The organism is Pelagerythrobacter sp. Soil_C_18 (genome assembly GCF_057657235.1).
Genome location: NZ_JBDGIU010000007.1, coordinates 175,330 through 197,564, shown reverse-complemented (window position 1 = coordinate 197,564; position 22,235 = coordinate 175,330). Strand labels below are relative to the sequence as shown.

General features: G+C 67.5%; 23 protein-coding genes. 14 read left to right on the top strand and 9 right to left on the bottom strand.

Translation table 11 applies throughout. The features are described from left to right. Nucleotides 1-6: 6 nt before the first annotated feature. The 4 genes from AC3A5N_RS14885 (at nt 7) to ftsH (ending at nt 5,794) form a co-directional block, all read left to right on the top strand. On the top strand, nt 7-1,971 hold the full coding sequence (locus tag AC3A5N_RS14885) for a DUF3604 domain-containing protein (protein WP_487738106.1): 1,965 nt from the start codon (nt 7-9) through the stop codon (nt 1,969-1,971). After that, entirely contained in the window at nt 1,968-2,771 is an 804-nt protein-coding gene (locus AC3A5N_RS14880) for a peptidyl-prolyl cis-trans isomerase (RefSeq protein ID WP_487738105.1), read from the top strand. Before AC3A5N_RS14885 ends, AC3A5N_RS14880 begins: the two co-directional genes overlap by 4 nt. Continuing rightward, the gene (locus AC3A5N_RS14875; RefSeq protein ID WP_487738104.1) at nt 2,768-3,751 is read left to right on the top strand and encodes a HupE/UreJ family protein; all 984 of its coding nucleotides are present in this window, start codon (nt 2,768-2,770) and stop codon (nt 3,749-3,751) included. The genes AC3A5N_RS14880 and AC3A5N_RS14875 overlap by 4 nt, the downstream gene beginning before the upstream one ends. 87 nt (nt 3,752-3,838) lie before the next feature. Next, nucleotides 3,839-5,794, top strand: a complete 1,956-nt coding sequence (ftsH, locus tag AC3A5N_RS14870) for an ATP-dependent zinc metalloprotease FtsH (RefSeq protein ID WP_487738103.1) — start codon at nt 3,839-3,841, stop codon at nt 5,792-5,794. A 50-nt stretch (nt 5,795-5,844) separates the two neighbouring features. Here the strand turns inward: ftsH and AC3A5N_RS14865 are convergent, their stop codons facing one another. The 3 genes from AC3A5N_RS14865 to rpoZ all read right to left on the bottom strand — a co-directional run bounded on the left by AC3A5N_RS14865 (nt 5,845) and on the right by rpoZ (nt 8,516). Continuing rightward, nucleotides 5,845-6,924: a DUF3667 domain-containing protein gene (locus AC3A5N_RS14865; protein ID WP_487738102.1), complete on the bottom strand. Its 1,080-nt coding sequence runs from the start codon at nt 6,922-6,924 to the stop codon at nt 5,845-5,847. 39 nt (nt 6,925-6,963) lie between these two features. Beyond that, nucleotides 6,964-7,974 (bottom strand): hypothetical protein, encoded by a 1,011-nt coding sequence (locus AC3A5N_RS14860; RefSeq protein WP_487738101.1) that lies wholly within the window; start codon nt 7,972-7,974, stop codon nt 6,964-6,966. A 197-nt stretch (nt 7,975-8,171) separates the two neighbouring features. Continuing rightward, nucleotides 8,172-8,516, bottom strand: a complete 345-nt coding sequence (gene rpoZ, locus AC3A5N_RS14855) for a DNA-directed RNA polymerase subunit omega (RefSeq protein ID WP_129524787.1) — start codon at nt 8,514-8,516, stop codon at nt 8,172-8,174. 111 nt (nt 8,517-8,627) lie between these two features. On the opposite strand from rpoZ, the gene AC3A5N_RS14850 reads away from it, so the two are divergent. After that, the gene (locus AC3A5N_RS14850; RefSeq protein WP_487738100.1) at nt 8,628-9,818 is read left to right on the top strand and encodes a phospholipase D-like domain-containing protein; all 1,191 of its coding nucleotides are present in this window, start codon (nt 8,628-8,630) and stop codon (nt 9,816-9,818) included. Between the two features lie 54 nt (nt 9,819-9,872). Continuing rightward, a complete protein-coding gene (locus AC3A5N_RS14845; RefSeq protein WP_487738099.1) occupies nt 9,873-10,382 on the top strand; it encodes a hypothetical protein in 510 nt (169 codons plus the stop codon). Nucleotides 10,383-10,386: 4 nt separating this feature from the next. Here AC3A5N_RS14845 and AC3A5N_RS14840 read toward each other — a convergent pair whose 3' ends face one another. Beyond that, nucleotides 10,387-11,901: a replicative DNA helicase gene (locus AC3A5N_RS14840; RefSeq protein ID WP_487738098.1), complete on the bottom strand. Its 1,515-nt coding sequence runs from the start codon at nt 11,899-11,901 to the stop codon at nt 10,387-10,389. Nucleotides 11,902-12,097: 196 nt separating this feature from the next. On the opposite strand from AC3A5N_RS14840, the gene AC3A5N_RS14835 reads away from it, so the two are divergent. The 3 genes from AC3A5N_RS14835 to AC3A5N_RS14825 are packed head-to-tail and all read left to right on the top strand — an operon-like array spanning nt 12,098 to nt 13,739. Beyond that, a complete protein-coding gene (locus AC3A5N_RS14835) occupies nt 12,098-12,592 on the top strand; it encodes a UPF0262 family protein (protein ID WP_487738142.1) in 495 nt (164 codons plus the stop codon). 10 nt (nt 12,593-12,602) lie between these two features. Further along, nucleotides 12,603-13,304 (top strand): glycoside hydrolase family 25 protein, encoded by a 702-nt coding sequence (locus tag AC3A5N_RS14830; protein WP_487738097.1) that lies wholly within the window; start codon nt 12,603-12,605, stop codon nt 13,302-13,304. A gap of 24 nt (nt 13,305-13,328) precedes the next feature. After that, nucleotides 13,329-13,739: a cytidine deaminase gene (locus AC3A5N_RS14825; protein WP_487738096.1), complete on the top strand. Its 411-nt coding sequence runs from the start codon at nt 13,329-13,331 to the stop codon at nt 13,737-13,739. A 47-nt stretch (nt 13,740-13,786) separates the two neighbouring features. Here the strand turns inward: AC3A5N_RS14825 and AC3A5N_RS14820 are convergent, their stop codons facing one another. From AC3A5N_RS14820 to AC3A5N_RS14810, 3 genes are all read right to left on the bottom strand, one after another. After that, nucleotides 13,787-14,392 (bottom strand): outer membrane protein, encoded by a 606-nt coding sequence (locus AC3A5N_RS14820; protein ID WP_487738095.1) that lies wholly within the window; start codon nt 14,390-14,392, stop codon nt 13,787-13,789. 120 nt (nt 14,393-14,512) lie between these two features. Next, a complete protein-coding gene (locus AC3A5N_RS14815; protein WP_487738094.1) occupies nt 14,513-15,649 on the bottom strand; it encodes a M14 family metallopeptidase in 1,137 nt (378 codons plus the stop codon). After that, a complete protein-coding gene (locus AC3A5N_RS14810; RefSeq protein WP_487738093.1) occupies nt 15,646-16,266 on the bottom strand; it encodes a DUF4136 domain-containing protein in 621 nt (206 codons plus the stop codon). The genes AC3A5N_RS14815 and AC3A5N_RS14810 overlap by 4 nt, the downstream gene beginning before the upstream one ends. 109 nt (nt 16,267-16,375) lie before the next feature. Here AC3A5N_RS14810 and galE point away from each other — a divergent pair, with 109 nt between their 5' ends. The 3 genes from galE to AC3A5N_RS14795 all read left to right on the top strand — a co-directional run bounded on the left by galE (nt 16,376) and on the right by AC3A5N_RS14795 (nt 18,342). Further along, the gene (gene galE / locus AC3A5N_RS14805; RefSeq protein WP_487738092.1) at nt 16,376-17,419 is read left to right on the top strand and encodes a UDP-glucose 4-epimerase GalE; all 1,044 of its coding nucleotides are present in this window, start codon (nt 16,376-16,378) and stop codon (nt 17,417-17,419) included. A 101-nt stretch (nt 17,420-17,520) separates the two neighbouring features. Then, entirely contained in the window at nt 17,521-17,646 is a 126-nt protein-coding gene (ykgO, locus tag AC3A5N_RS14800; protein ID WP_029941846.1) for a type B 50S ribosomal protein L36, read from the top strand. Nucleotides 17,647-17,718: 72 nt separating this feature from the next. Continuing rightward, a complete protein-coding gene (locus tag AC3A5N_RS14795; protein ID WP_487738091.1) occupies nt 17,719-18,342 on the top strand; it encodes an HAD family hydrolase in 624 nt (207 codons plus the stop codon). A gap of 70 nt (nt 18,343-18,412) precedes the next feature. On the opposite strand, the gene AC3A5N_RS14790 is transcribed toward AC3A5N_RS14795, so the two are convergent. After that, nucleotides 18,413-18,751 (bottom strand): CC_3452 family protein, encoded by a 339-nt coding sequence (locus tag AC3A5N_RS14790; protein WP_487738090.1) that lies wholly within the window; start codon nt 18,749-18,751, stop codon nt 18,413-18,415. A 167-nt stretch (nt 18,752-18,918) separates the two neighbouring features. Between AC3A5N_RS14790 and AC3A5N_RS14785 the strand changes: the two genes are divergently transcribed. Further along, nucleotides 18,919-19,464, top strand: a complete 546-nt coding sequence (locus tag AC3A5N_RS14785) for a winged helix-turn-helix transcriptional regulator (protein ID WP_487738089.1) — start codon at nt 18,919-18,921, stop codon at nt 19,462-19,464. Nucleotides 19,465-19,554: 90 nt separating this feature from the next. After that, entirely contained in the window at nt 19,555-20,676 is a 1,122-nt protein-coding gene (locus tag AC3A5N_RS14780) for an NAD(P)H-dependent flavin oxidoreductase (protein ID WP_487738088.1), read from the top strand. Here the strand turns inward: AC3A5N_RS14780 and AC3A5N_RS14775 are convergent. Continuing rightward, on the bottom strand, nt 20,645-22,153 hold the full coding sequence (locus tag AC3A5N_RS14775) for a YifB family Mg chelatase-like AAA ATPase (RefSeq protein ID WP_487738087.1): 1,509 nt from the start codon (nt 22,151-22,153) through the stop codon (nt 20,645-20,647). The two genes, AC3A5N_RS14780 and AC3A5N_RS14775, sit on opposite strands and share 32 nt — an antisense overlap. Nucleotides 22,154-22,235: the final 82 nt, after the last annotated feature.

The window sequence follows — 22,235 nt, the reverse complement described above, 5'->3', positions numbered from 1 at the left end:
GATGCGATGGCGGGTTCGAGGACGGGAGCGATGGGCCTGGCACTGGCGGCGACGCTGGCGCTGGCCGGGTGCGGCGGTGCGGAGCGAGAGGCCCAGCGCGCGGCCGATGCCGAAGCGGCGATCGAGGTCGAGGAGTTCCCGCAGCAGGTCCTGTGGGGCGACACCCACCTTCACACCGACAATTCGATCGACGCCTTCGGCTTCGGCACACGGCTGGGGCCTGAAGAGGCGCTGAAGTTCGCGCGCGGCGATGAGGTGACGTCGACCACAGGTGCAAAGGCGCGGCTTTCACGCCCGCTCGACTTCCTCGTCATCGCCGACCATTCGGACGGGCTCGGCGCCATGCGCCGGCTCTACGACGCACCGCGCCTGCTGATCCGCGATCCGACGCTGCGCCGCTGGCACGACATGATGCACGAGAGCCCCGAGCAGTCGCAGCGGGCCGTCGCCGAGCTGATCGACGCCGCGGCGACCGACGCGCTGCCCGAGGCGTTCCGTGATCCCGAGGGGCGCGAGGAGAACACGCGCGAAATCTGGGACGCCCACCTCCAGCTGATCGACCGCTATTACCAGCCGGGCACGTTCACGCCGCTCGCCGGCTTCGAATACACACTGATGCCGGGCGGCAACAATCTCCACCGCGTGGTCATGTTCCGCGACGGCTATGCGCGCACGAGCCAGGTTCTGCCCTACTCGGGCCTGCAGGGGCCGGTCGACGATCTGTGGGACTATATGGACGCTTACGAGGAGGCGACCGGGGGCACGGCGCTCGCCATTCCGCACAACTCCAACCTCTCGAACGGACTGATGTTCGAGCTGACCGATTCGCAGGGAGGGCCGATGAGCGCCGACTACGCCCGCCGCCGCGCCATGCGCGAACCGGTGGTCGAGGCGACCCAGATCAAGGGCGACAGCGAATCGCACCCGTTCCTCTCGCCGAACGACGAATTCGCCAGCTTCGGCGATGCCGGATGGGAGCTCGGCAACCTGCCGCTGACCGAGCGCAAGGCCGATACCATGATGGCGGGCGAATACTTGCGCGAGGCGCTGAAGCGCGGCCTCTCGATCGAGCAGCGCACGGGGGTTAATCCCTATGCGTTCGGGATGATCGGCTCGACCGACAGCCACACCTCGCTCGCTACCGCCGACGAGGACAATTTCTTCGGCAAGCACACCGGCAACGAACCGGCGATCGAGGACCGCGCGCTGGAGCCGCAGAACCTCGGCATCGAGGAAGGCCGCTTCGGCTGGCACTACATGGCGGGCGGCTACGCGGCGGTCTGGGCGCGGGCGAATACGCGGGCGGAGATCTTCGACGCGATGATGCGGCGCGAGGTCTATGCCACCACCGGGCCGCGCATGACCGTGCGCCTGTTCGGCGGGTTCGACTTTAGCGAGGAGGACTGGCGCGGCGACTGGGTCCGCGCCGGCTACACCCGCGGCGTGCCGATGGGCGGGAAGCTGGTGGACGAGCGCACGGCGCCGACTTTCCTTGTCTCCGCGCTCAAGGATCCGGAAGGGGCGCACCTCGACCGGGTGCAGATCGTCAAGGGCTGGATCACCGCCGACGGCGTGCTGCACGAGAAAGTCCACGACGTCGTGTGGTCCGACATGGACGAACGGCCGATGGCGGGCGGCAAAGTGCCGCCGGTCGGCGACACGGTCGACCGCGAGACGGCGACATACGCCAACACGATCGGCGCGCCCGAGTTGCGCGCCGTCTGGACCGATCCCGATTATCGCGAGGGCGAGAGCGCGTTCTACTACGTCCGCGTGCTCGCGATCCCGACGCCGCGCTGGACGCTCTACGACGCGGTGCGCTTCGGGATTGAGCTGCCGGCCGAGGCTATGGCGGACGCGGTGGCGCAGGAACGCGCCTATAGTTCACCGATCTGGCTCGGTCCGCCCGATCCTGCGCCGCGTGCCGAGCGGCAGGCCGGCTGGTTCGCGCGCGAGCGGTTCCGCGGATGACCTTGCGGCCCTGGACCCGCGAGCCGATGGTGCACTTCCTCGCCGCGGGGGCGGTGCTCTTTGGGTTGTTCGCCTGGCAGGGCGAACCCGCCGATCCGGCGAGCCGCACGATCGACGTCGGCCTGGAGGACCGCGCCCGGCTGGCGCTGCAATACGAGCGGACGATGAAACGCCCGCCGACCGACGCGGAGCTCGATACGCTGACCGAGCAATACGTGCGCGAGGAGGTCCTCTACCGCGAGGCGCTGCGGCTCGGGCTCGACCGGGACGATGCCGTGGTGCGCAAGCGCATGGCGAACAAGATGGACTTCCTCGCGCAGAGCATGGCCGAGACCGTCGAGCCTTCGGACGATATGCTCGCGAAGTGGCTGGCGGATCATCCCGAACGCTTTGCGCGCGAGGTCCGCTACGGCTTCGATCAGCGCTTCTTCGGCGACCGCGCCGCGGCGGAGGCGGCGTTGGGCCACTTGCGGGCGGGCCGCACGGTGGAAGGCGAGGCGATCTCGCTCCCGCCCTCGCTCGACGGTGTTTCGCGAAGCCGCGTGGCCGAGCAGTTCGGCACAGCGTTCGTGGATTCGCTCGACGCGTTGGAGCCGGGCACCGACTGGTCGGATCCGGTCGCCTCCGGGTTCGGGTGGCACGCGGTGCGCCTGCGCTCGCGCGAGGCGGGCGAGGTCCCGCTACTCGGTGAAATCCGCGAGCGGGTCGAGAACGACTGGCGCGCGGAGACGATCGCCGGCCGCCGCGACGAGGCCTATGCGCTTCTGCGCGACGCCTACCGGGTGACGATCGCGCGGTGAGGGGGCTGGTTGCACTGCTGCTGGCGCTCTCGGCGCCGGTCGCCGCGCCCGCCAGTGCGGACGAGCTGCGTCCCGGCTATCTGGAGTTCACCGAGGCCGCTCCGGGCGAGTGGCGGCTCGCATGGAAGGAGCCGTTCACCGCGCCGCCGCTCGAAGCACCGCCGCCGCCCAACCTGCCCGCGAACTGCCGCTATCACGGCGCGGTGGAGCAGGGCGTCGCCGGCCTCGCCATCGTCGGCGCGGCGGAAGCGCGCTGCGAGGGGACGGTGCGCGGCGCCGCGATCGGCATGCCGGGACTGATCGGCCAGGCCGACATGCTCGTGCGCGTCGCTCCGCTCGGCGATCCGGTGCAGGCGCTGCGCCTCACTTCCACCGAGCCGCGTGCGGCGATCGCCGCGCGGCCCGATAGGATGCAGGTGCTCAGGAGCTATTTCGTGATCGGGGTCGAGCATATCCTGCTCGGCTGGGATCACCTGCTGTTCGTGATCGCGCTGGTCCTGCTGCTGCGCCGCTGGCGGCCGGTGGTCTTCGCCGCGACCGCATTTACCGTCGCGCACTCAATCACGCTCGCGGGTGCCTCACTCGGCCTGCTGGGCATGCCGCAACGCCCGGTCGAGGCGCTGATCGCCCTTTCCATCGTGTTCCTCGCGCTCGAGATCGTGCGCCTGCGCAAGGGGGAGGAGAGCTGGACCCTGCGCTTCCCCTGGGCGATTGCCTTCGCCTTCGGGCTGCTCCACGGGTTCGGCTTCGCCGGCGCGCTCGCTTCCATCGGCTTGCCGGAGGGCGAGATCGCCGCCGCGCTGCTCGCCTTCAACCTCGGCGTCGAGGCCGGCCAACTGCTCGTCGTCGCTGCGGTGATGGCGCTGCTTGCCGCGCTGGGTCGCCTTGCGCAGCCCGTCATGGCGACCGGTTTGCGAGTCGCCGCCTACGGCATCGGCATCACCGGGTCCTACTGGCTGATCGACAGAGTGATCGGCTGACGCGCCGCCCTGCGCCAAGCGTCGGTGCGTTATCTTGCCATTCACCCGCTCGCCCCTACATTGAGCGGCGAAAGGATTCCTGTTCCGATGAACGACGACAAGCAGCCTGGCGAGCCCGAGGGCGGCGGCCCCAACCCCTGGATCAAGAGCCTGATGGTCTGGGGCGGGATTTTCCTCGCGCTCGTGCTTCTGGTCTCGATGTTCGGCAATGCCGGGCAGCCGGCGGGCAAGGAAATCGGCTATTCGACTTTCCGCGAGAACGTGGAGGCGGGCCTCGTCAAGGACGTCACGATCTCGTCCGAACAGATCACCGGGACGCTCGACAACGGCGAGACGTTCAGCACCGTGCCCGTCACCAACGACACGCGGTTGACTGAACTGCTCGACGCGAACGGCGTCGAATACACCGGCACCGCGCCCGAGCGGATGAACATCCTGCTCGCCGTGCTGATCCAGTCGCTGCCGTTTATCCTGATCCTCGGCATCGCCTTCTTCGCGCTGCGCCAGGTCCAGAAGGGCGGCGGCGGCGGCGCGATGGGCTTCGGCAAGTCCAAGGCCAAGATGCTGACCGAGAAGCAGGGCAAGGTGACCTTCGACGATGTCGCCGGCATCGACGAGGCGCGCGAGGAGCTGGAGGAGATCGTCGAGTTCCTCAAGGATCCGCAGCGCTTCTCCAAGCTCGGCGGCCAGATTCCCAAGGGCGCGCTGCTGGTCGGCTCGCCCGGCACCGGCAAGACCCTGCTCGCCCGCGCCATTGCGGGCGAGGCGGGCGTGCCGTTCTTCACCATTTCCGGCTCCGACTTCGTAGAAATGTTCGTCGGCGTCGGCGCCAGCCGCGTGCGCGACATGTTCGAGCAGGCCAAGAAGAACGCGCCGTGCATCGTCTTCATCGACGAGATCGACGCCGTCGGCCGCCATCGCGGCCACGGCCTCGGCAACTCGAACGACGAGCGCGAGCAGACGCTCAACCAGCTCCTCGTCGAAATGGACGGGTTCGAGGCGAACGAAGGCATCATCATCATCGCCGCCACGAACCGCCCCGACGTGCTCGACCCCGCGCTGCTGCGCCCGGGCCGCTTCGACCGCCAGGTCGTGGTGCCGGTGCCCGATGTGGATGGGCGCGAGAAGATCCTCGCCGTGCACATGAAGAAGGTGCCGCTCGCCCCCGACGTCAACCCGCGCACGATCGCGCGCGGCACGCCGGGCTTCTCGGGCGCGGACCTGGCCAACCTCGTCAACGAGGCGGCGCTTCTGGCGGCACGGCGGAACAAGCGCCTGGTCGCGATGCAGGAGTTCGAGGACGCGAAGGACAAGGTCATGATGGGCAGCGAGCGCCGCTCGATGGTCATGACGGACGACGAGAAGAAGATGACCGCCTATCACGAGGCGGGCCATGCGCTCGTCAGCATGAACGAGCCGGCATCCGACCCGATCCACAAGGCAACGATCATCCCGCGCGGCCGCGCGCTGGGCATGGTCATGCGCCTGCCGGAGCGGGACAACTACTCGTACCACCGCGACAAGATGCACGCCGACCTCGCGGTCGCCATGGGCGGGCGTGTGGCGGAGGAGATCATCTTCGGCCACGACAAGGTTTCGAGCGGCGCCTCGTCCGACATCCAGTATGCGACCAAGCTGGCGCGCAACATGGTCACCAAGTGGGGCATGTCCGACAAGCTCGGCCCGCTTCAGTACGAGGAAAGCCAGGAAGGCTACCTCGGCATGGGTCAGACCGCGCGCACGATGGGTTCTGACGAGACCAACAAGCTGATCGACGCCGAGATCAAGACGCTGATCGAAAGCGCGCACCGCCGGGCGACCGAGATCCTGAAGACGCAGGAGGACAAGCTCCACCTGCTCGCCCAGGCCATGCTCGAATACGAGACGCTGACGGGCGACGAGATCCGCGAACTGCTCGACAGCGGCAAGATCGACCGCCCCGACGCGCCCACGCGCCCCACCGTGCGCCCGGTCACCGGCTCGGCGATTCCCAAGGCGGGCAAGCGCTTCGGCGGCAACGAGGGCGCCCCCCAAGGCGCCTGATCGTCGGGGTCAGGACTATCGGATAGCTGACCGGCCTCTCGGGAGGCCGGTCAGTGCCCGGCCATCCAGCCGATCGCCATCAGGAAGAAGCTGATCGCGATCCAGGCGAACAGGCTCAGCGCCAGCATGCGCCAGAGGGCGCCGAAGCGGCTGGTGCCGTAAGCGCCGCGGATCTGCCGGTACATGTGGTAGGGCGCATAGAATAGCAGCAACCCGCCGATACCTGGCATGCCGAAGTAGAACAGCAGGCTCGACGCTGCCGCGAGCGCGATCATGAAGGCGATCGAATAGGTGGTGAAGACCGTATGGTCGTAGCCCTTGAAGCGGCGCGCGAAGGGGAACAGCAGCCACACGAAAGGCACGCTCAGCGGGATAAGCATCCAGCTGAACTTGTAGGCGTTGGTCTGCAGTTTGTAGATCGTGAGCTGCGGGTTCGCGGCCGCCTTCTCCCACGCCGCGGTAAGGGCGTTTCCTTCGGGTAGCGGATTGCTCTCGAACCCTTCCCTGAAGTTCGTCTCGAACTCGCTTCCGACGCCGCCGATGACCATTTCCAGGCCCTGCTGGTCATCCTTGAGTTCCGCGATGCGCTCGTCGATCTCGGCCAGGTCGGCAGGGTCGTCGATGTTCCGCTCGCGCTTCTCCTGCAGCTCTGCGAGCTCCTTCTGGTTGGTGGCATAGGCCGACTTGACCTGCTCCATCCCGCTAACATCGGGCGCGAAAGCGGTCGATCCGCCCAGCGCGCTGAACAGGGCGTAGCTCAGGAACACGACGAACAGGAACAGCGCGATCGGGCTGACGTAGCTGGCGCGCTTACCGTCGATATACTCGCGGGTCAGCTTGCCGGGCTGCCACACGAGCAGCGGCAGCGTGCGCCAGGTCTTGCCTTCGAAATGGAGCACGCCGTGCAGCAGGTCATGGAAGAAGGCGCGCAGCGTGCGGTGGACGTGCGCGCGCTGGCCGCAGTTGTGGCAGTGCGGTCCGGCCAGCGCTGCACCGCAGTTAAGGCAGGCGCTCTCGTGCGTATGACCCGTGGCCCCGGGCGATGCCTCTCCGCCGCCCGGCTCGATCGCGCGCGCCGCCAGAGCCCCCGTGGCGATCTCCGCCATTCCCTCGCCGATATCCCCTGCCATGTGCGCGTTCTAGCCCCGCAGAACCGGCGATGGAAGCGCTCAGTCCCGCCCCTCGATCGCGTCCTCCAGCCATTCCAGCGCCTCGTCGAAACATGCGCCGTAGCGTTCTTCGATGAATTCATCGGCGCGCGCGTGGATCGCCGGCTGGAACGGGCTGGACGGGTCCTTCGTGTGACGCTTCATCAGGATGGCGGCGCGTTCCGGCTCGGGCGGCAGCACCGGTAGGCCGAGTTGCTCCTGCGCGCGCCGGACGACGCGTTCGGGATTGGCGACGATGCTCTCGAAATCGATCCGCACGGCATCCGGCCAGCCGTTGCGCGCAATGGCCTCGTCGAACAGTGTTTCCTGAAACCAGTGGAGCAGCGCCATGATCCGCGCCATCCGCCCCAACGGGTCGGGCGTGCTTTCTATCGCCGATTGCATGAGCGCATTGCCGCCCCCTACCACCGGCGCGATCTGGCTGGCGAGGCGGGCGCAGAATGCCAGCCGCTCGTTGCCACCGCGGAACGTCGCACCGAGATAGCGCCGCCGCTTCATTGAGACGAACACGGCATGTTCGATCCGGCCGGGTACACAGAGTTCGGGCAGCAGCGAATTGACCCAGTTGGTCGGCTTGACCACGACCGAGATTCCGTTGCCGCCGATCTTTCCGAGCTCCGACAGCGCGTAATCCAGTAGCGGGCCGAGCGGGGCGATCGCCTTGCCCGCGGCGATCAGCTCGCGCTGCCCGGCGATGTCGGCGAGGCACTGAGGTTCCTTGAGCGCGGCGACCTGGCCGGGCCAGTCGAGAAGCCGGGCCAGTAGTGTCGAGCCGGCAAAGCCGACATGGAACACGAACCGGGCGGCCTTCTCGGCGCCGCTCGGCCGCAAGTCGAGCGGGCGCAGGACCTGCTCGCGCCAGAAGGTCTCACGACCGTCGAGGAAGCTCGCGCTGGCGAGCTGCGAGCGGTCGGTCGCCACCACGATCGTTTCGCCTTCGACACTGTCCATGCGATGGAGAAACGCGATCTCCTCGCCGACCGGTGCTCCATCGATTCGATGCAAACTCATGGGGCGGCGCTTGGCAAATCGGCGTCTGCGCGCGAGAAATAATCGTCCAACGGCATTGCAATCCGTCGAATCCCGTCAGCAATCGACTAACGACTGCGACTTCCCGATTTTTTGCGCTGCGGCGGTTCAGGCTCGGGAGCGCGGACGAAAAAGGCCGCCCTTGCGGGCGGCCCCTTCGAACGTGGCGGAAGGGCGGTTCAGCCCTCGTAGTCGGAGCCGATCGAGGTCGAGCGGGTCGGGGCGGATGCGGTAATGCGCAGCGCCTCGGCCGACTGGCTGAGCGAGCCGATCTCGTCCGCCTCGTCCTCGTCGTCGGGCAGGATCTTCTGCAGACCGGTGACGAGCGATTCCTTGAGTTCCTTCGGCCGCACCGTCTGCTCGGCGATTTCGCGCAGGGCGACGACCGGATTCTTGTCGCGGTCGCGGTCGACGGTGAGCTCCGCACCGCCGGAGATCTCGCGCGCGCGCTGCGCAGACAGCAGCACGAGATCGAAACGGTTGGGGATCTTGTCGACACAATCTTCGACGGTAACGCGCGCCATGTGGCACTCCGATGCTTGCGTATGGGTTGTTCGGAAAGCGCGTGAGCTAGGCGGTCGGAGCGCGAAAGTCAAGGATTTGCGCCCGGGCGCGGCTCGCCCTAAGGCTGGGCAATGGCGGGCGCGCAGACCTCGGGCGATAGCACAGATCCTGCCGCTTTCATCGATCCGAGCCCCTTCTCGATCCGCGCCGGCGGACAGGACCTGACGTTCTACCCGGCCGGCAAGGACCGGCGCGACGCGCTGTTCGCGATGGTCCACGCGGCGAAGCGCTCGCTCAAGCTGTGCTTCTACATCTATGCCGAGGACGAGGTCGGCACCGCCTTGCGCGATGCGCTGATCGAAGCCGCCGAACGCGGCGTCGCCGTTACGCTGATCCTCGACGGCTTCGGCGCGGCGGCGGGCGACGAATTCCTCGCCCCCCTGCGCGCTGCCGGCGGCACCGTCTATTGTTTCAGCCCGCGCTGGACGCAGCGGTATCTGATCCGCAACCACCAGAAGATCGTCATCGCCGACGACGAATGCGGGATGATCGGCGGCTTCAATATCGAGGATTCCTACTTCGCCCCGCCCGACGCGGACGGCTGGAACGACCTCGCCATCCGCATAGAAGGACCCGCGGTAAAGGGACTGACCGACTGGTTCGCACGGCTGAGCGGCTGGTGCGACGTCGACGACCACAAGTTCCGCTCCATTCGCCGCGCGGTGAGAAGCTGGGACTGGGCCGAGGGCGGCGCGCGCTGGCTGGTGGGCGGACCGACCAACGGGCTTTCGACCTGGGCGCGCTGTGTTAGCGAGGATCTGCTGGAAGGGCAGCGGCTCGATATGCTGATGGCCTATTTCTCCCCGCCGACGCGGCTGCAGCGGCGGATCGGCCGGATTGCGGCGAAGGGCCAGACGCGCCTGGTGATGGCGGGGAAGAGCGACAACCCCGCAACCGTCGGTGCGACGCGCTCCCTCTACAGCTACCTGCTGCGCAAGAGGGCGCGGATCTGGGAGTTCAAGCCCTGCAAGCTGCACACCAAGCTGATCGTGCTCGACGACGTGGTCTATCTCGGCAGCGCCAACTTCGACATGCGCAGTCTCTACCTCAACCTCGAACTGATGTTGCAGATCGACGATGCCGCACTGGCCGAGCGGATGCGGGAGTACATCTCACATCACATACAGGCGTCGGAGGCGATTACCCCTGCGCTCCACCGCAAGCGCGCGACGCTGTGGAACCGCGTGCGCTGGAACATCGGCTGGCTGCTCGTCTCGGTGATCGATTATACGGTAACGCGGCGACTGAATCTCGGGCTATAGGCGCTCACGGACCTCCGACGCTGCCCTGCGCGTTGGTGGGCGAAGGAGAACTCAATGCGAATTGCGATCCTCGGCACGGCACTCGTGCTGGCAGCCTGCGGCGATACCGGTGAACGGACTCGCCAGCCGGACGTTGCCGAACCGTCCGCCACGCCGACGGCCGAGCGTTCCGCGACGCTGGAAGAACTGGACGAGGCGGACATCCGCTCGGCCCGGCTTGAGGGCGAACTGGTCTGCACGTTCCGCCACGAGGACGGGCAGGCCCCGATCTTCTTCGGGCGCGGCAACGTGCTCGACGATGTCGGCGCGATAGCGGCAGTGAAATACGGCGGCTCCGTGCAGCGCCTGGAGATGGAGGGCCGGGGCGGCTACGACGCGATGGCAGATGGCGCACGCTTCGGCGGCCAGGGGTTGACGCTGACGATCGCGACGACAGGTGACGATCCCTTGCCGCAGAAGCCTCAGGTCGCCATGGAATCGCCGGCTTACCCCGCGACGCTGACCTTCACCGGACCGGGCGAGGCCAGGCAGATGATCGAAGGCCTGTTCGAATGCGGGCCATGACGCCTTAGTCGTACTCGCCGGTGCGCCGGTCTTCCTCGGCCAAGTCGGAGAAGCGCGTGATGCGCGGCTCGAAGCGCAGCCGTACTTTGCCGGTCGCACCGTGGCGCTGCTTGGCGACGATCAGCTCGGCAAGGCCGAAGACGCGCTCCATTTCCGCCGCCCAGGCGCTGTGCGCCTCGTGCGTCTTGCTATCGTCGCTCTCCACCGGGCGCTTCGGCTCGCGCGAGGCGACGTAGTAGTCCTCGCGGTAGATGAACCAGACCATGTCCGCGTCCTGTTCGATCGAGCCCGATTCGCGCAGGTCGGAGAGCATCGGGCGCTTGTCGTCGCGCTGCTCGACCGCACGGCTGAGCTGCGAGAGCGCGATCACCGGCAGGTCGAGCTCCTTGGCCAGCGTCTTGAGGCCGCGGCTGATCTCCGAAATCTCGTTCACGCGGTTGTCGTTGGCGCGTCCGCTGCCTTGCAGGAGCTGCAGGTAGTCGACGATCACCAGGCCGATGTCGTGCTTGCGCTTCAGCCGCCGCGCGCGGGTTCGCAGCGCAGCGATGGTCAGCGCGGGAGTGTCGTCGATGAACAGCGGCAGCTCGGCAAGCCGCTGGCTGGCGAAGCTCAGCTTCTGGAACTCGTCGCGGCTGATCTTGCCCATGCGCAGCGCTTCGGAACTGATCCCGGCCTGTTCGGCGAGAATACGCGTCGCAAGCTGGTCCGCGCTCATTTCCAGGCTGAACAACGCCACGCCTGCGCCGACCGACTTGCCGTCCTCGATCTCGTCGCGCCGATCGCGCAGCAGGCGGTCGGCGCAGTTGAAGGCGATGTTGGTCGCCAGCGACGACTTGCCCATGCCCGGGCGGCCGGCGAGGATGATGAGGTCCGAATTGTGCAGGCCGCCGCACTTGTCGTTGATCGAGGTGAAGCCGGTCGTCTTGCCCGAGATGTGGCCGCCGGAGTTGATCGCCAGCTCGATCATGCCGAGCGCCTTGTTGGTCGCCATGCCGAAGCTCGAGGCTTCGCTCGTGCTCGAGGCGCCTTCGGCGACGCGGAACAGGTCGGCCTCGGCCTGCGCGATGCGGTCCATCGGGGCGACGTCCTCGCTCGTGTCGAGCGCCCCTTCGACGAGCGTGCGGCCGACGCTGACCAGCTCGCGCAGCAGCGCGAGATCGTAGATTTGCTGCGCCAGCTCGCGCGGGGCGAGCAGGCCCTGCCCGTCGGCGGTAAGCTGCGCGAGATAAGTGATCCCGCCCAGTTCCTTCAGCGCTTCGTCGGCCTCGAAATAGGGCTTGAGCGTGACCGGCGTGACCACCGCGTTGCGGTCGAGCAGCGTCAGCACGCGCTCGTAGATGCGCTGATGCACGGGCTCGAAGAAATGCTCGGGCCGGACCGCGACGGGGAGCTCCTCGATCACCCGGTTGTCGATCAGCACCGCACCAAGGAACGCCGCCTCCGCCTCGATGTTTGCAGGCAGCGCGCGGCCTTGCGCGGTGTCGGATTCGGGGCGGGTCAGGAGGTCTTGTTCGGCCATCGGCGGCCTTGTGCGCAGGGGTGCGCAGCGATGGCAAGAGCAGCGGTAGGGCGGCTGCTTGTGGATAGCGGGGATGAAGCTCGTAAAGGCGCTGGGTTTTCGCGAAACGCTGATGTCCCGCGACCTCCGCATCTCGGCGGTCGCAATATTCGATGCTTGCCCCGGCCCCTTCGCATCTGCGAAAGCGCCGGGGATCATGCCCGTTCCCGACAACCCCTGGCGCATCGCCCACATCGCGCTCGATCAGGATACGATCCTGTGGCGCAACGCCGATGTCGAGCAGGAACGGCGCGTCGCGATCTACGACCTGATCGAGGAGAATACCTTCAAACCGCTGCGCGCCGTGGCGAAGGGTCACGAGGGGCCCTGGCGCCTCACGCTCTCGGTGCCGGAGGGACGGCTCGCGATGGAGATCCGCGACATGGCGGATGCGCACGTCGAGACGATCGTTCTCGGTCTCGCCCGTTTCCGGCGGCCGATCCGGGAATATTTCGCGATCTGCGACAGCTATTATCAGGCTATCCGCAAGGCGACGCCGGCGGAGATCGAGACCATCGACATGGCCCGCCGCGGCATTCACAACAACGCGGCCGAGCTGCTGCTCGAACGGCTCGACGGCAAGGTCGAAACCGATTTTCCCACCGCACGGCGGCTGTTTACCTTGATCTGCGTCCTCCATATCAAGGGGTGACGGGGGGCTAATGGCACGCAAGGCGAGACGAATCGGATGGCGTACGCGTGCGCTGGGGCTGCTGCTGCTCGCGGCACTGGCGGGCGGCGCATGGCTCTGGTGGGACCTGCAGCGCTGGCAGCCGGACGAGACCGCGTTTCCCGATCAGGGCGCGCGGGTCGGTGCATCCGACGGCGCAGTCAATTTCCGCACCTTGCGCGCGCTCGGCGCCAGCTTCGTCTACGTGGATGCGAGCGATGGCGCCAAAGGGCGGAACCTGCGCTTCGGGAGCAATCTTGCCGATGCGCGCGCGGCGGGGTTGCAGGTCGGTGCGGTCCACCGATTCGACCCTTGCACGATGGCCGACGGACAGTCGGCCAACTTCGTCACCATGGTGCCGCGCGATCCGGCGCTCCTGCCGCCGGCGATCGAGCTGTCGCGCATCGCACAGGACTGCAGCGAGCGCGTGGGCGACGCAGCGGTCGAGAGCGAGCTGATGACGCTGATCAACCAGATCGAGATGCACGCGGGCAAGGCGGTGATCCTCAAGGTCGATCCCGGCTTCGAGGAGCGCTACCACCTCGCTGGCATGCTCGAACGGCACCTCTGGCTCACCCGCACCCGCTTCCCGCCTGAATATGCCGGCCGACCGTGGCTGCTGTGGACCGCCAACACCTCCCTGCAGACCGAAGCCGCCGATGCGCCGCTACGCTGGGTGGTGGTGCAGCCTTGACGTTTTCTCCGTAGGACCTCGGAAATGACAACGACCGACGAAGATCTCATCGCCGCCGCCCGTGCCGCGGCGGACATGGCCTATGCGCCCTATTCACGCTTCCGGGTGGGCGCCGCGCTGCGCTTTGCCGACGGCAGCGTGGTGACGGGGGCGAATATCGAGAACGCCAGCTACGGCCTGGCGCTCTGCGCGGAGACGGTTGCGGTGGCGAAGGCGATGGCGAACGGTGTGCGCGGGGGGTTGGAGGCGGTGGCGGTGACCGGGCCGGGCCGCGAGCCGCTCACGCCTTGCGGGCGCTGCCGGCAGGTCCTCAACGAACTCGCCGCACTCGGCGGCACCGATCCGGAGGTGCTGTGTGCGGGGCCGGATGACGTGCGCCGGACGAAGCTCAGCGCGCTTCTGCCCGATGCCTTCGGGCCGGCAAGCCTGAGCTAGTATTCGAAAGAAGAGGCCGCCCGTTGCCGGGCGGCCTCCCGTTTGCGTCAGAAGCGGACGCCGAGGCTAGCCACGGCCTGATCGGTCGTCGCGTCGCCGTAGGTGCCGTCGGCAATGTCCTTGTAGCGCGAGCGGCGATATTCGAGTCGCCCTTCGAACGGTCCGGGCAACTGCACCTGGACGCCGCCGCCGAAGCGCAGGCCGCCGGCATTGTCGTCGAGCTCGTCGAGCGAGCCCGACGAGGTGAACGCCGTCGTGTCGAGCGAGGTGTAGCCGATCTTGCCGTAGGCCGCGATGCCGGGCGTCAGCGCGACACCGGCGCGGGCGCCGATGTAGTACTGGCCGTCGGCATCCAGCCCGTCGCGCGCACCCGAGAAGCTGTCGGGGAAGGTCGTCGAACCGCCGCTGGTCGAAAGCTCGCCCTCGACCCCGACGAAGGCGCTGCCGAGGCTGAGGTCGTAACCCGCCGTGATCCCGTAGACCGCGGAATCCGCGCCGGCGCTGACCGAACCATCGGCCGCTTCGACGTCGATCCCCTCGTAGCCGGCAATGGCGCCGACATAGAGGCCGCCGGGAGCGGTATTGTCCTGCGCCATTGCGGGGGCGGCGGCGAAGCCGGCCCCGAGGGCGGCCAGGGCGAAAACTCTTTTCATTGCTCGTCCTTTCGCGTGCGTTGAAATGCACGCTGCCGGTTCAGCCCGCGCATCTTGCCCGGGCATGAACCGGCGGACGGCACGAGTGCGCGATGCGACGGATCGCGGCCGCTTTTTCGGTCAGTCGGCACCCTCGAGCCACTCCAGCAGGGCACCCAGGCAGTCGCGGCCCAGTTGCTTGCACCGCTCGGGCGACCAGTTCTGGTCCGGATCGGGCAGGTCGTCGTTGTCCTTGTACGGCATCTCCAGCGTCATCGCGGTGCAGCCGAAGCGGTGTGCGACCTGGGTGGTGCTCATGCTCATGTTCGCCTCGCCCGGGCGGGAGACGGTATAGCCCTTCTCGGTCTGGAAATCGGGCGTGCGGCGCTCGAGGATCGTGCGGTAGCGGGTGAAGCCGGCGAGGTGCTCGTCGGTCAGGCCGGGAATGCCCTCGTAGCCGGCGACGAATACTGCCGGGATCGCCTCGTCCCCGTGGACGTCGATCGCGAAGTCGACCCCGGTTTCGTCCATAGCATTGCGGATGGCGAGCACTTCGGGCGAGTTTTCCGCGGTCGGATTGGCCCACTCGCGGTTGAGGTTTACTCCCTGCGCGTTGGTTCGCAGATGGCCGCGGCGCGAGCCGTCGGGATTGCAGTTGGGCACCACGTGGAATCGGCAGCGGGCGCGCAGCGCGCGGGCGATCGGGTCGGCGGGATCGGTCAGGCGTTCGAGCGCGCCTTCCATCCACCATTCGGCCTGGGTCTCGCCGGGGTGCTGACGGGCATAGAGCCAGACCTGCTTGTCGCCTTCGCCCAATTCGAGGCAGTCGATTGGCTGCCCGTCGAGGCTGCTGCCGAGGCACCGGTAGGAAACGCCGTCGCTCACCGCACATTCGGCGACGAGATCGTGGTGCCGCTCCATCGAATAGGGCGCGAAATAGGCGAACCAGGCAATGTCGCTCGCCGGCGCATAGCGCACGGTCAGCGTGCCGCCATCGGCCTGCTTGTCATAGCTGGTCGAAGCGGCCGCCCAGTAGTCGCGGTCCTCGCTTACCCGGCAGTTGTAGTCAGGCCAACCGAGCGGATAGGCCGAGCCTTCGAGCCCGGTGATCTTCAACACCAGCTCGCGCCCCGCCGCCCCGCTGGCGCGGAAGTGGAACCACTGCTTGAACTCGGACATGTGGTCCTGGCGGATCGCCAGGGTAGCCTCGGCGCCGCTGACCGACAGCACCTCGATGTTGCCGCTGTCGAAATTGCTGTCGATCCGGATATCGTTCACTCGCTAACCCTTACTTCTATCGTTTCGCCGTTGTTGCCCGGGAAGCCACGAAACAGCGCGTCGGCGATTGCCGAGGCGTTGGCAGTGGTATCGGCATATGGCGAATTGTCGCTGACCGAAAATTGCGCGCGGCCTTCCCAAAGTGTCGCGCCGCTTTCCTTGTCTTTTATCATCACGCCGATCCGCGTGTCGAGCATCTCCCGCGGACCACCTCCGCCCAGATTGATGCCGACGCCGAGACCAACGCCAGAGCCGTAGCTCCCGGTCGAGCCGCCCACGCCGACATTGACGGGGGAGCGCTCGCGCCCGCCGCGGCCCGATACGAAGCGCTCGACGCGCACTTGCGCTATCTGCGTCGCCGCTGCGCGCGAGGCCTCGCGGTAGCCGAGCTCTTCCAGCTCGCGAGCGATCGCCTGCTTGTAGGGTGCGAGCGCCAGCGAATCGCTCTCGGCTCCGGGTGCGCTCTCGACGAAGACGGTGCCCTGGCCGAGCTGCGCCTGCGCGGCGGGGTCGAGAAAGCGGGTCACTTCTACCGGGCTGGTGACAGCCGGGGTGGCGCATGCGGAAAGCGTCGCCAGCGCGGCAGCAGCGGCGATCGCGGTGGGAAGGGTTCTCATCGGCGGCTCCTTCATCGGTCGCGCCATCAACGCGCGGATGCGCTTATCTGTGCCCGGCGCGCGGCAGAAGCAAACGGTTCGTTTACCGTGGGTGGCCTAGCACGGTTCGATGGAATCCAAGCCCCCCGTCCTGGTGACCGGCGGCGCCGGCTATATCGGCAGCCACGCGGTGCTCGCTTTGCTCGATGCCGGCTGGCCGGTCGCGGTGATCGACGATCTTTCGACCGGCTTCCGCTTCGCCGTGCCCCCATCGGTGCCGTTCTACCGCGGCGACGTGGCCGACAGTGCCCTGCTGGCGCGCATATTCACGGAGCAAGGGACCCGGGCCGTAATGCACTTCGCCGGCTCGGTCGTGGTGCCCGAATCGGTCACCGATCCGCTCAAGTACTACGACAACAACACCGCCAGGAGCCGCGCGCTGATCGCCGCGGCGGTCGCGGCGGGCGTGCCGCACATGATCTTCTCCAGCACCGCGGCGACCTACGGCATGCCCGACGTCTCGCCGGTCACCGAGACTACGCCGCAGAACCCGATCAACCCCTACGGCTGGTCGAAGCTGATGACGGAGCGCATGCTGGCCGACGTAGCCGCCGCGCATCCGATCAACTACTGCGCGCTGCGCTATTTCAACGTCGCCGGCGCCGATCCGCAGGCGCGCGCCGGCCAGTCGACCGCCGGCGCGACGCACCTGCTCAAGGTCGCCTGCGAGGCCGCAACCGGCAAGCGCAGCCATGTCGACGTGTTCGGCACCGACTACGCCACGGCCGACGGTACCGGCGTGCGCGACTACATCCACGTCAGCGATCTCGCCGCGGCGCACGTGCTGGCGCTGGAGGCGCTGATAGCGCAGCCCACGCGTTCGCTGGCGATGAACTGCGGCTACGGCCGCGGCTTCTCGGTGCTCGAGGTGCTCGACGCGGTCGACCGGGTCACCGGCGGCACGATCGAGCGGCGCTTCGGGCCCCGTCGCGCGGGCGATCCGGGCGCGCTGGTCTCCGACCCGTCGCTGATCCGCGCCACACTGGCGTGGGAGCCGAAATATGCCGATCTCGAACAGATCGTATTCCACGCGCTGCAGTGGGAGCGTATGCTCGACGAAGTACACCGCGAAACCCGCGATGCCGCGCCTCTGCGCGTCATGCCCGCGGCCTGAGCGCGCTTGACTTTGCCGCCTGCCGCCCTTAGGCGCGCGGCTTGATTTTCCGGCATCGGGGGATGATCTCCGGTGCCGATTTCATTTCCCGGGAAAGACCAATGAAGATCCGCAACAGCCTCAAGTCGCTCAAGGACCGCCACCGCGATTGCCGCGTCATTCGCCGCCGCGGGCGCACCTACGTGATCAACAAGACCAACCGCCGCTTCAAGGCTCGCCAGGGCTGATGTCGGCCGCGCCGCGATTCGTTCGCGGCCGCGACGGAGCGAGAGGCCTCCGCGAAAGCGGGGGCTTTTTGCATGCCTGATAGGCAGGCGAATCGGGTCGACGCCGTCGTGTTTGACGTCGGACGCGTGCTGATCGAGTGGGATCTGCGCGCGCTGTTCGCAAAGCTGATCGAGGATGCGGAAGAGCTCGACTGGTTCCTCGCCAACGTCGTAACACAGGAATGGCACTTTCAGCATGACGGCGGGCGTCCGCTGGCGGAAATGGTGCCCGAGCGGAAGGCCGAGTTCCCCGAGCACGCAGCACTGCTCGATGCCTATGCCACGCGCTTCCTCGAAACCATTCCCGGCCGGGTTCCCGGCACCGATGCTCTGGTCGAGCGGCTGGCCGCGCGCGGCGTGCCGCTGTTCGCGATCACCAATTTCGGCGCTGAGTTCTGGGCGCAGTTTCGCCGGACCGAGTCCCTGCTCGACCGGTTCGCCGACATCATCGTCTCAGGCGACGAGCGGATCGCCAAGCCCGATGCCGCGATTTTCGCGCTCGCGGCCGAGCGGTTCGGCCATGCCCCGGAACGCATGCTGTTCATCGACGACAACCGCGCGAACGTGGATGCGGCCGCGGTGCTCGGCTGGCAGGTCCACCACTTCACCGATGCCGGAAAGCTCGAGCGCGACCTTGCGGCGCGGGGCCTGATCTGAAAAAGGGCCCCCGGCGCGTGCCAGGGGCCCTGCAGTTACCACCCTGTGATGGAGAGGACGGGGTGGAGAATCAGTCGTTGCACCGGGCGAGCGCTTCGGCGTCGAGCGCTTCGCCCTTGGCGGTGAAGCCGGTCACTTCGCCGAGTTCGCGCGCCACGCGCTGGCATACGACGAGGGCGCGCGAGTTGCTCTTGGCCGCGGCGCAGTTGGTGCCTTCGCACTGCCAGGCGACGCCGCTGATGATGTTGGTCTGCTTGGCCGCGGGGGCTGCGAGCTCGGCAGTATAGAAGGCGGCGCTGTTCGCCTGGGCGGGCACCGGGGTGACGGCGGCGCCGAGAGCCAGCGCGCTGCAGACGAGCGCCAGGGAGGCGGTGCCGATGTTGCGGAAAAGGGGAGAGGAGAGATTCATCGATCTTGTCCTTTGCGCGAGGGGCTTTCAAACCGATTGAGTTTCGATTAGCAACTAGTTGCGATTCGCTACCTAACGAATCGCAAATTAGGTTGCAAGAGAAAACTTAGTTTCAATTTTGTGACGGCGCCCCTTCGGGTTACACAAGGCGCCGGGAGAATGATGCGATGGGCGACCTCAGAGAACCGCTACGCGAACTGACCTCTTGCGGCTTGCCCGAGGCGCTGGAAGTAATGGGCGAGCGCTGGAGCTTCATGATCCTGCGTGCCAGCTTCAACGGCCTGCATCATTTCGAGGAGTTCCTTAGCGAACTCGGCATCGCACGCAACATCCTCTCCAACCGCCTCGCCAAGCTGGTCGAGCATGGCATTCTTGACCGCCAGCCCTGCCCCGACGACCGCAGGCGAATCGAATACCGCCTGACCGAGAAGGGCTACGATCTCCTCCCCGCAATGGTCGCCCTGCGCCAGTGGGGGCAGAAGTACGGCTCCGAAGTGGTCGAGGACCCGATCCTGGTCGACGCTTTCGACCGGCTCCCGATCGGCCCGACCTCGATACTCTCCCACGACGGGCGCATCCTCGGCCCACAGGACCTCCGCCTGGTCAAACCCGACCGCGTCGGCCAGCGCGAAGATGGTACCCGCGCCAAGCGGGGCGAACCGCTGGGGCGAGGGGACGTGGCTTACGACGGCCGCGCACAGGCGGCGGAATAGCGTTGGCAGGAGGGCGAACGCTCGAGGTTCACTTCGCGCGCTGAGGTGCCCATAAAGCGACGACCGTCCACTGCGGAACACTGCGTGCTCATGTCTCTAATCGATCGGCTTCACCTTACGGTGCCTTTGATCCAGGCACCCATGGCCGGCGTTTCGACCTCGCTTCTGGCGGCTTCGGTCTGCGACGCTGGCGGGCTGGGTTCGATAGGAATAGGCGCGACTGACGCGGCCGGTGCTCGAGCGATGATCGAAGAGGTGCGTGGCCGCACGAACCGCGCCTTCAACGTCAATCTGTTCGTGCATGGTACTCCCAAGGCCGATCCGGAGCGAGAGGCAGCGTGGCTCGAATGGCTCGCTCCACTGTTCGCCGAGTTCGGAGCGGAGCCTCCAGCAACGCTCCGCATGATCTACAGGAGCTTTGCCGACGATCCCGACATGCTGGCGATGCTGCTGGAACTGGCGCCGCCCGTCGTCAGCTTTCACTTCGGATTGCCGCCCGCCGATGTGCTGTTGGCGCTGCGCGCACGCGGCATCTACCTGATGGCTACCGCCACGAGCCTTGAGGAAGCAGCGGCGATTGAGGCGGCGGGCATCGATGCGGTTGTCGCCCAAGGGATCGAGGCGGGTGGCCACCGCGGCGTGTTCGACCCCGCCGCGCCCGATGATGGACTCGGCACCCTCGCCCTGACCCGCTTGCTGGTCCGAGAGACGAGGCTGCCCATTGTCGCATCCGGCGGCATCATGGATGGCACCGGCATCGCTGCCGCGCTCGATCTCGGCGCGGTCGCCGCGCAGCTCGGCACCGCCTTCGTCGCATGCCCGGAGTCTGCCGCGGACGACGCCTATCGCACCGCGCTGACCGGGCCGGGGGCGTATCACACGACGCTCACGTCGCTCATCTCCGGCCGACCCGCGCGAGCGCTGGCCAACCGTTTCACGGCACTTGGCGATCAAGTCGCTGGACACATGCTGCCCGACTACCCGATCGCTTATGATGCCGGAAAGGCGCTTCATGCGGCGGCCAAGGTGCAGGGCGAGCATGGCTTCGGTGCACAATGGGCCGGACAGGGCGCGCCGTTGACCCGCGCAATGCCGGCCGCTCGACTGGTCGAGACGCTGCGGAGCGAGCTTGAACGCTGCCGCCGAAGGCCGGCCCCCACAAAACCGTCAACAGCAGACCTCAGGCCCGCGGAGGCTGACGCCGATAGCTGAGCGCTTCGGCGATATGGATACGGCCGATCTGTTCGGCACCCGACAAGTCCGCGATCGTTCGCGCCACCCGCAGCATTCGGGTGTAGCCGCGCGCCGATAGCCGCATTGCCTCGGCGGCCTGCATCAGCAGCTTGCGTCCGGCCTCGTCCGGCGTGGCGAAGCGTTCGAGGGGTTCGCCATCGAGCTCGGCATTGGTGCGCGCGCCGGTCTCCTTCGCCCGCGCAGTCTGGATGGCGCGGGCGCGGGCGACGCGGGCTGCGACTTCGGCCGAGCCTTCGGACGGCGGCGGGAGCGCGAGGTCGGCGGCGCTGACGGGATCGACCTCGACGTGGAGGTCGATCCGGTCGAGCATGGGGCCTGAGACTTTCGACTGATAGTCCGCCGCGCAGCGCGGCGCGCGGCTGCAGGCGAGCGCCGGATCGCCGAGGTGGCCGCAGCGGCACGGGTTCATCGCCGCGACCAGCTGCACGCGTGCGGGGAACGTCACGTGCGCATTGGCGCGGGCGACGTCGACTTTGCCGGTTTCGACCGGCTGACGCAGCGAATCGAGCACCGCGCGCTGGAATTCCGGCAGCTCGTCGAGGAACAGCACGCCCAGATGCGCCAGGCTGACCTCGCCCGGCTTGACCTTCAGCCCGCCGCCGGTGAGCGCGGCCATCGACGCCGAATGGTGCGGCGCGCGGAACGGACGCGTCCGGCTGATCCGCCCGCCGTCCAGCGTGCCGGCGACCGACTGCACCATCGACACCTCGAGCGCCTCGGCCGAAGTGAGCTCCGGCAGCACGCCGGGAAGGCACGAGGCGAGCAGGCTCTTGCCCGCGCCCGGCGGGCCGATCATCAGCAGATTGTGTCCGCCCGCGGCTGCGATCTCGAGCGCGCGCTTGGCGGTTTCCTGGCCCTTCACCTGCTTCAGATCGGGCCCGTGCGGCGCCTGCTCGACCTCGCCTTGGGGTGGGTTAGGTAGCCGCTGTGTGCCTTTGAGGTGATTGAGCAGGCTGATGAGGTCAGGCGCGGCGATCACCGGGACCTCGCTCGCCCAGCGCGCCTCGGAACCTTGCGCGGCGGGGCAGATCAGCCCCGCCTCTTCCTCGCTGGCGTGAAGCGCGGCGAGCAGCACCCCGGGCGAGGGGACCACGCGCCCGTCTAGCGCCAGTTCCCCCACCGCGACGAAATCGGTCAGGTGCTCGGCATCGGCGACCCCCATGACCGCCAGCAGCGCGAGCGCGATGGGGAGGTCGTAGTGCGATCCCTCCTTGGGGAGGTCGGCGGGTGAGAGGTTGATCGTGATCCGCTTCGGCGGCAGCGCCAGACCCATGGCCGAGAGCGCCGCGCGTACGCGTTCCTTGCTTTCTCCCACCGCCTTGTCCGCGAGGCCGACGATGTTGAACTTCGGCAGGCCCGGCGCGATCGAGCACTGCACCTCCACCGCGCGCGCCTCCAGCCCGAGATAGGCCACCGTCCTCACCAGTGCGACCACGCAAATCCCCCTGTTCCCCCGGGGGCGTTGTGGCGTGAACGGACCCAGCTGTCGAGACGGCGGGGAGGGAATGATCGGAGAT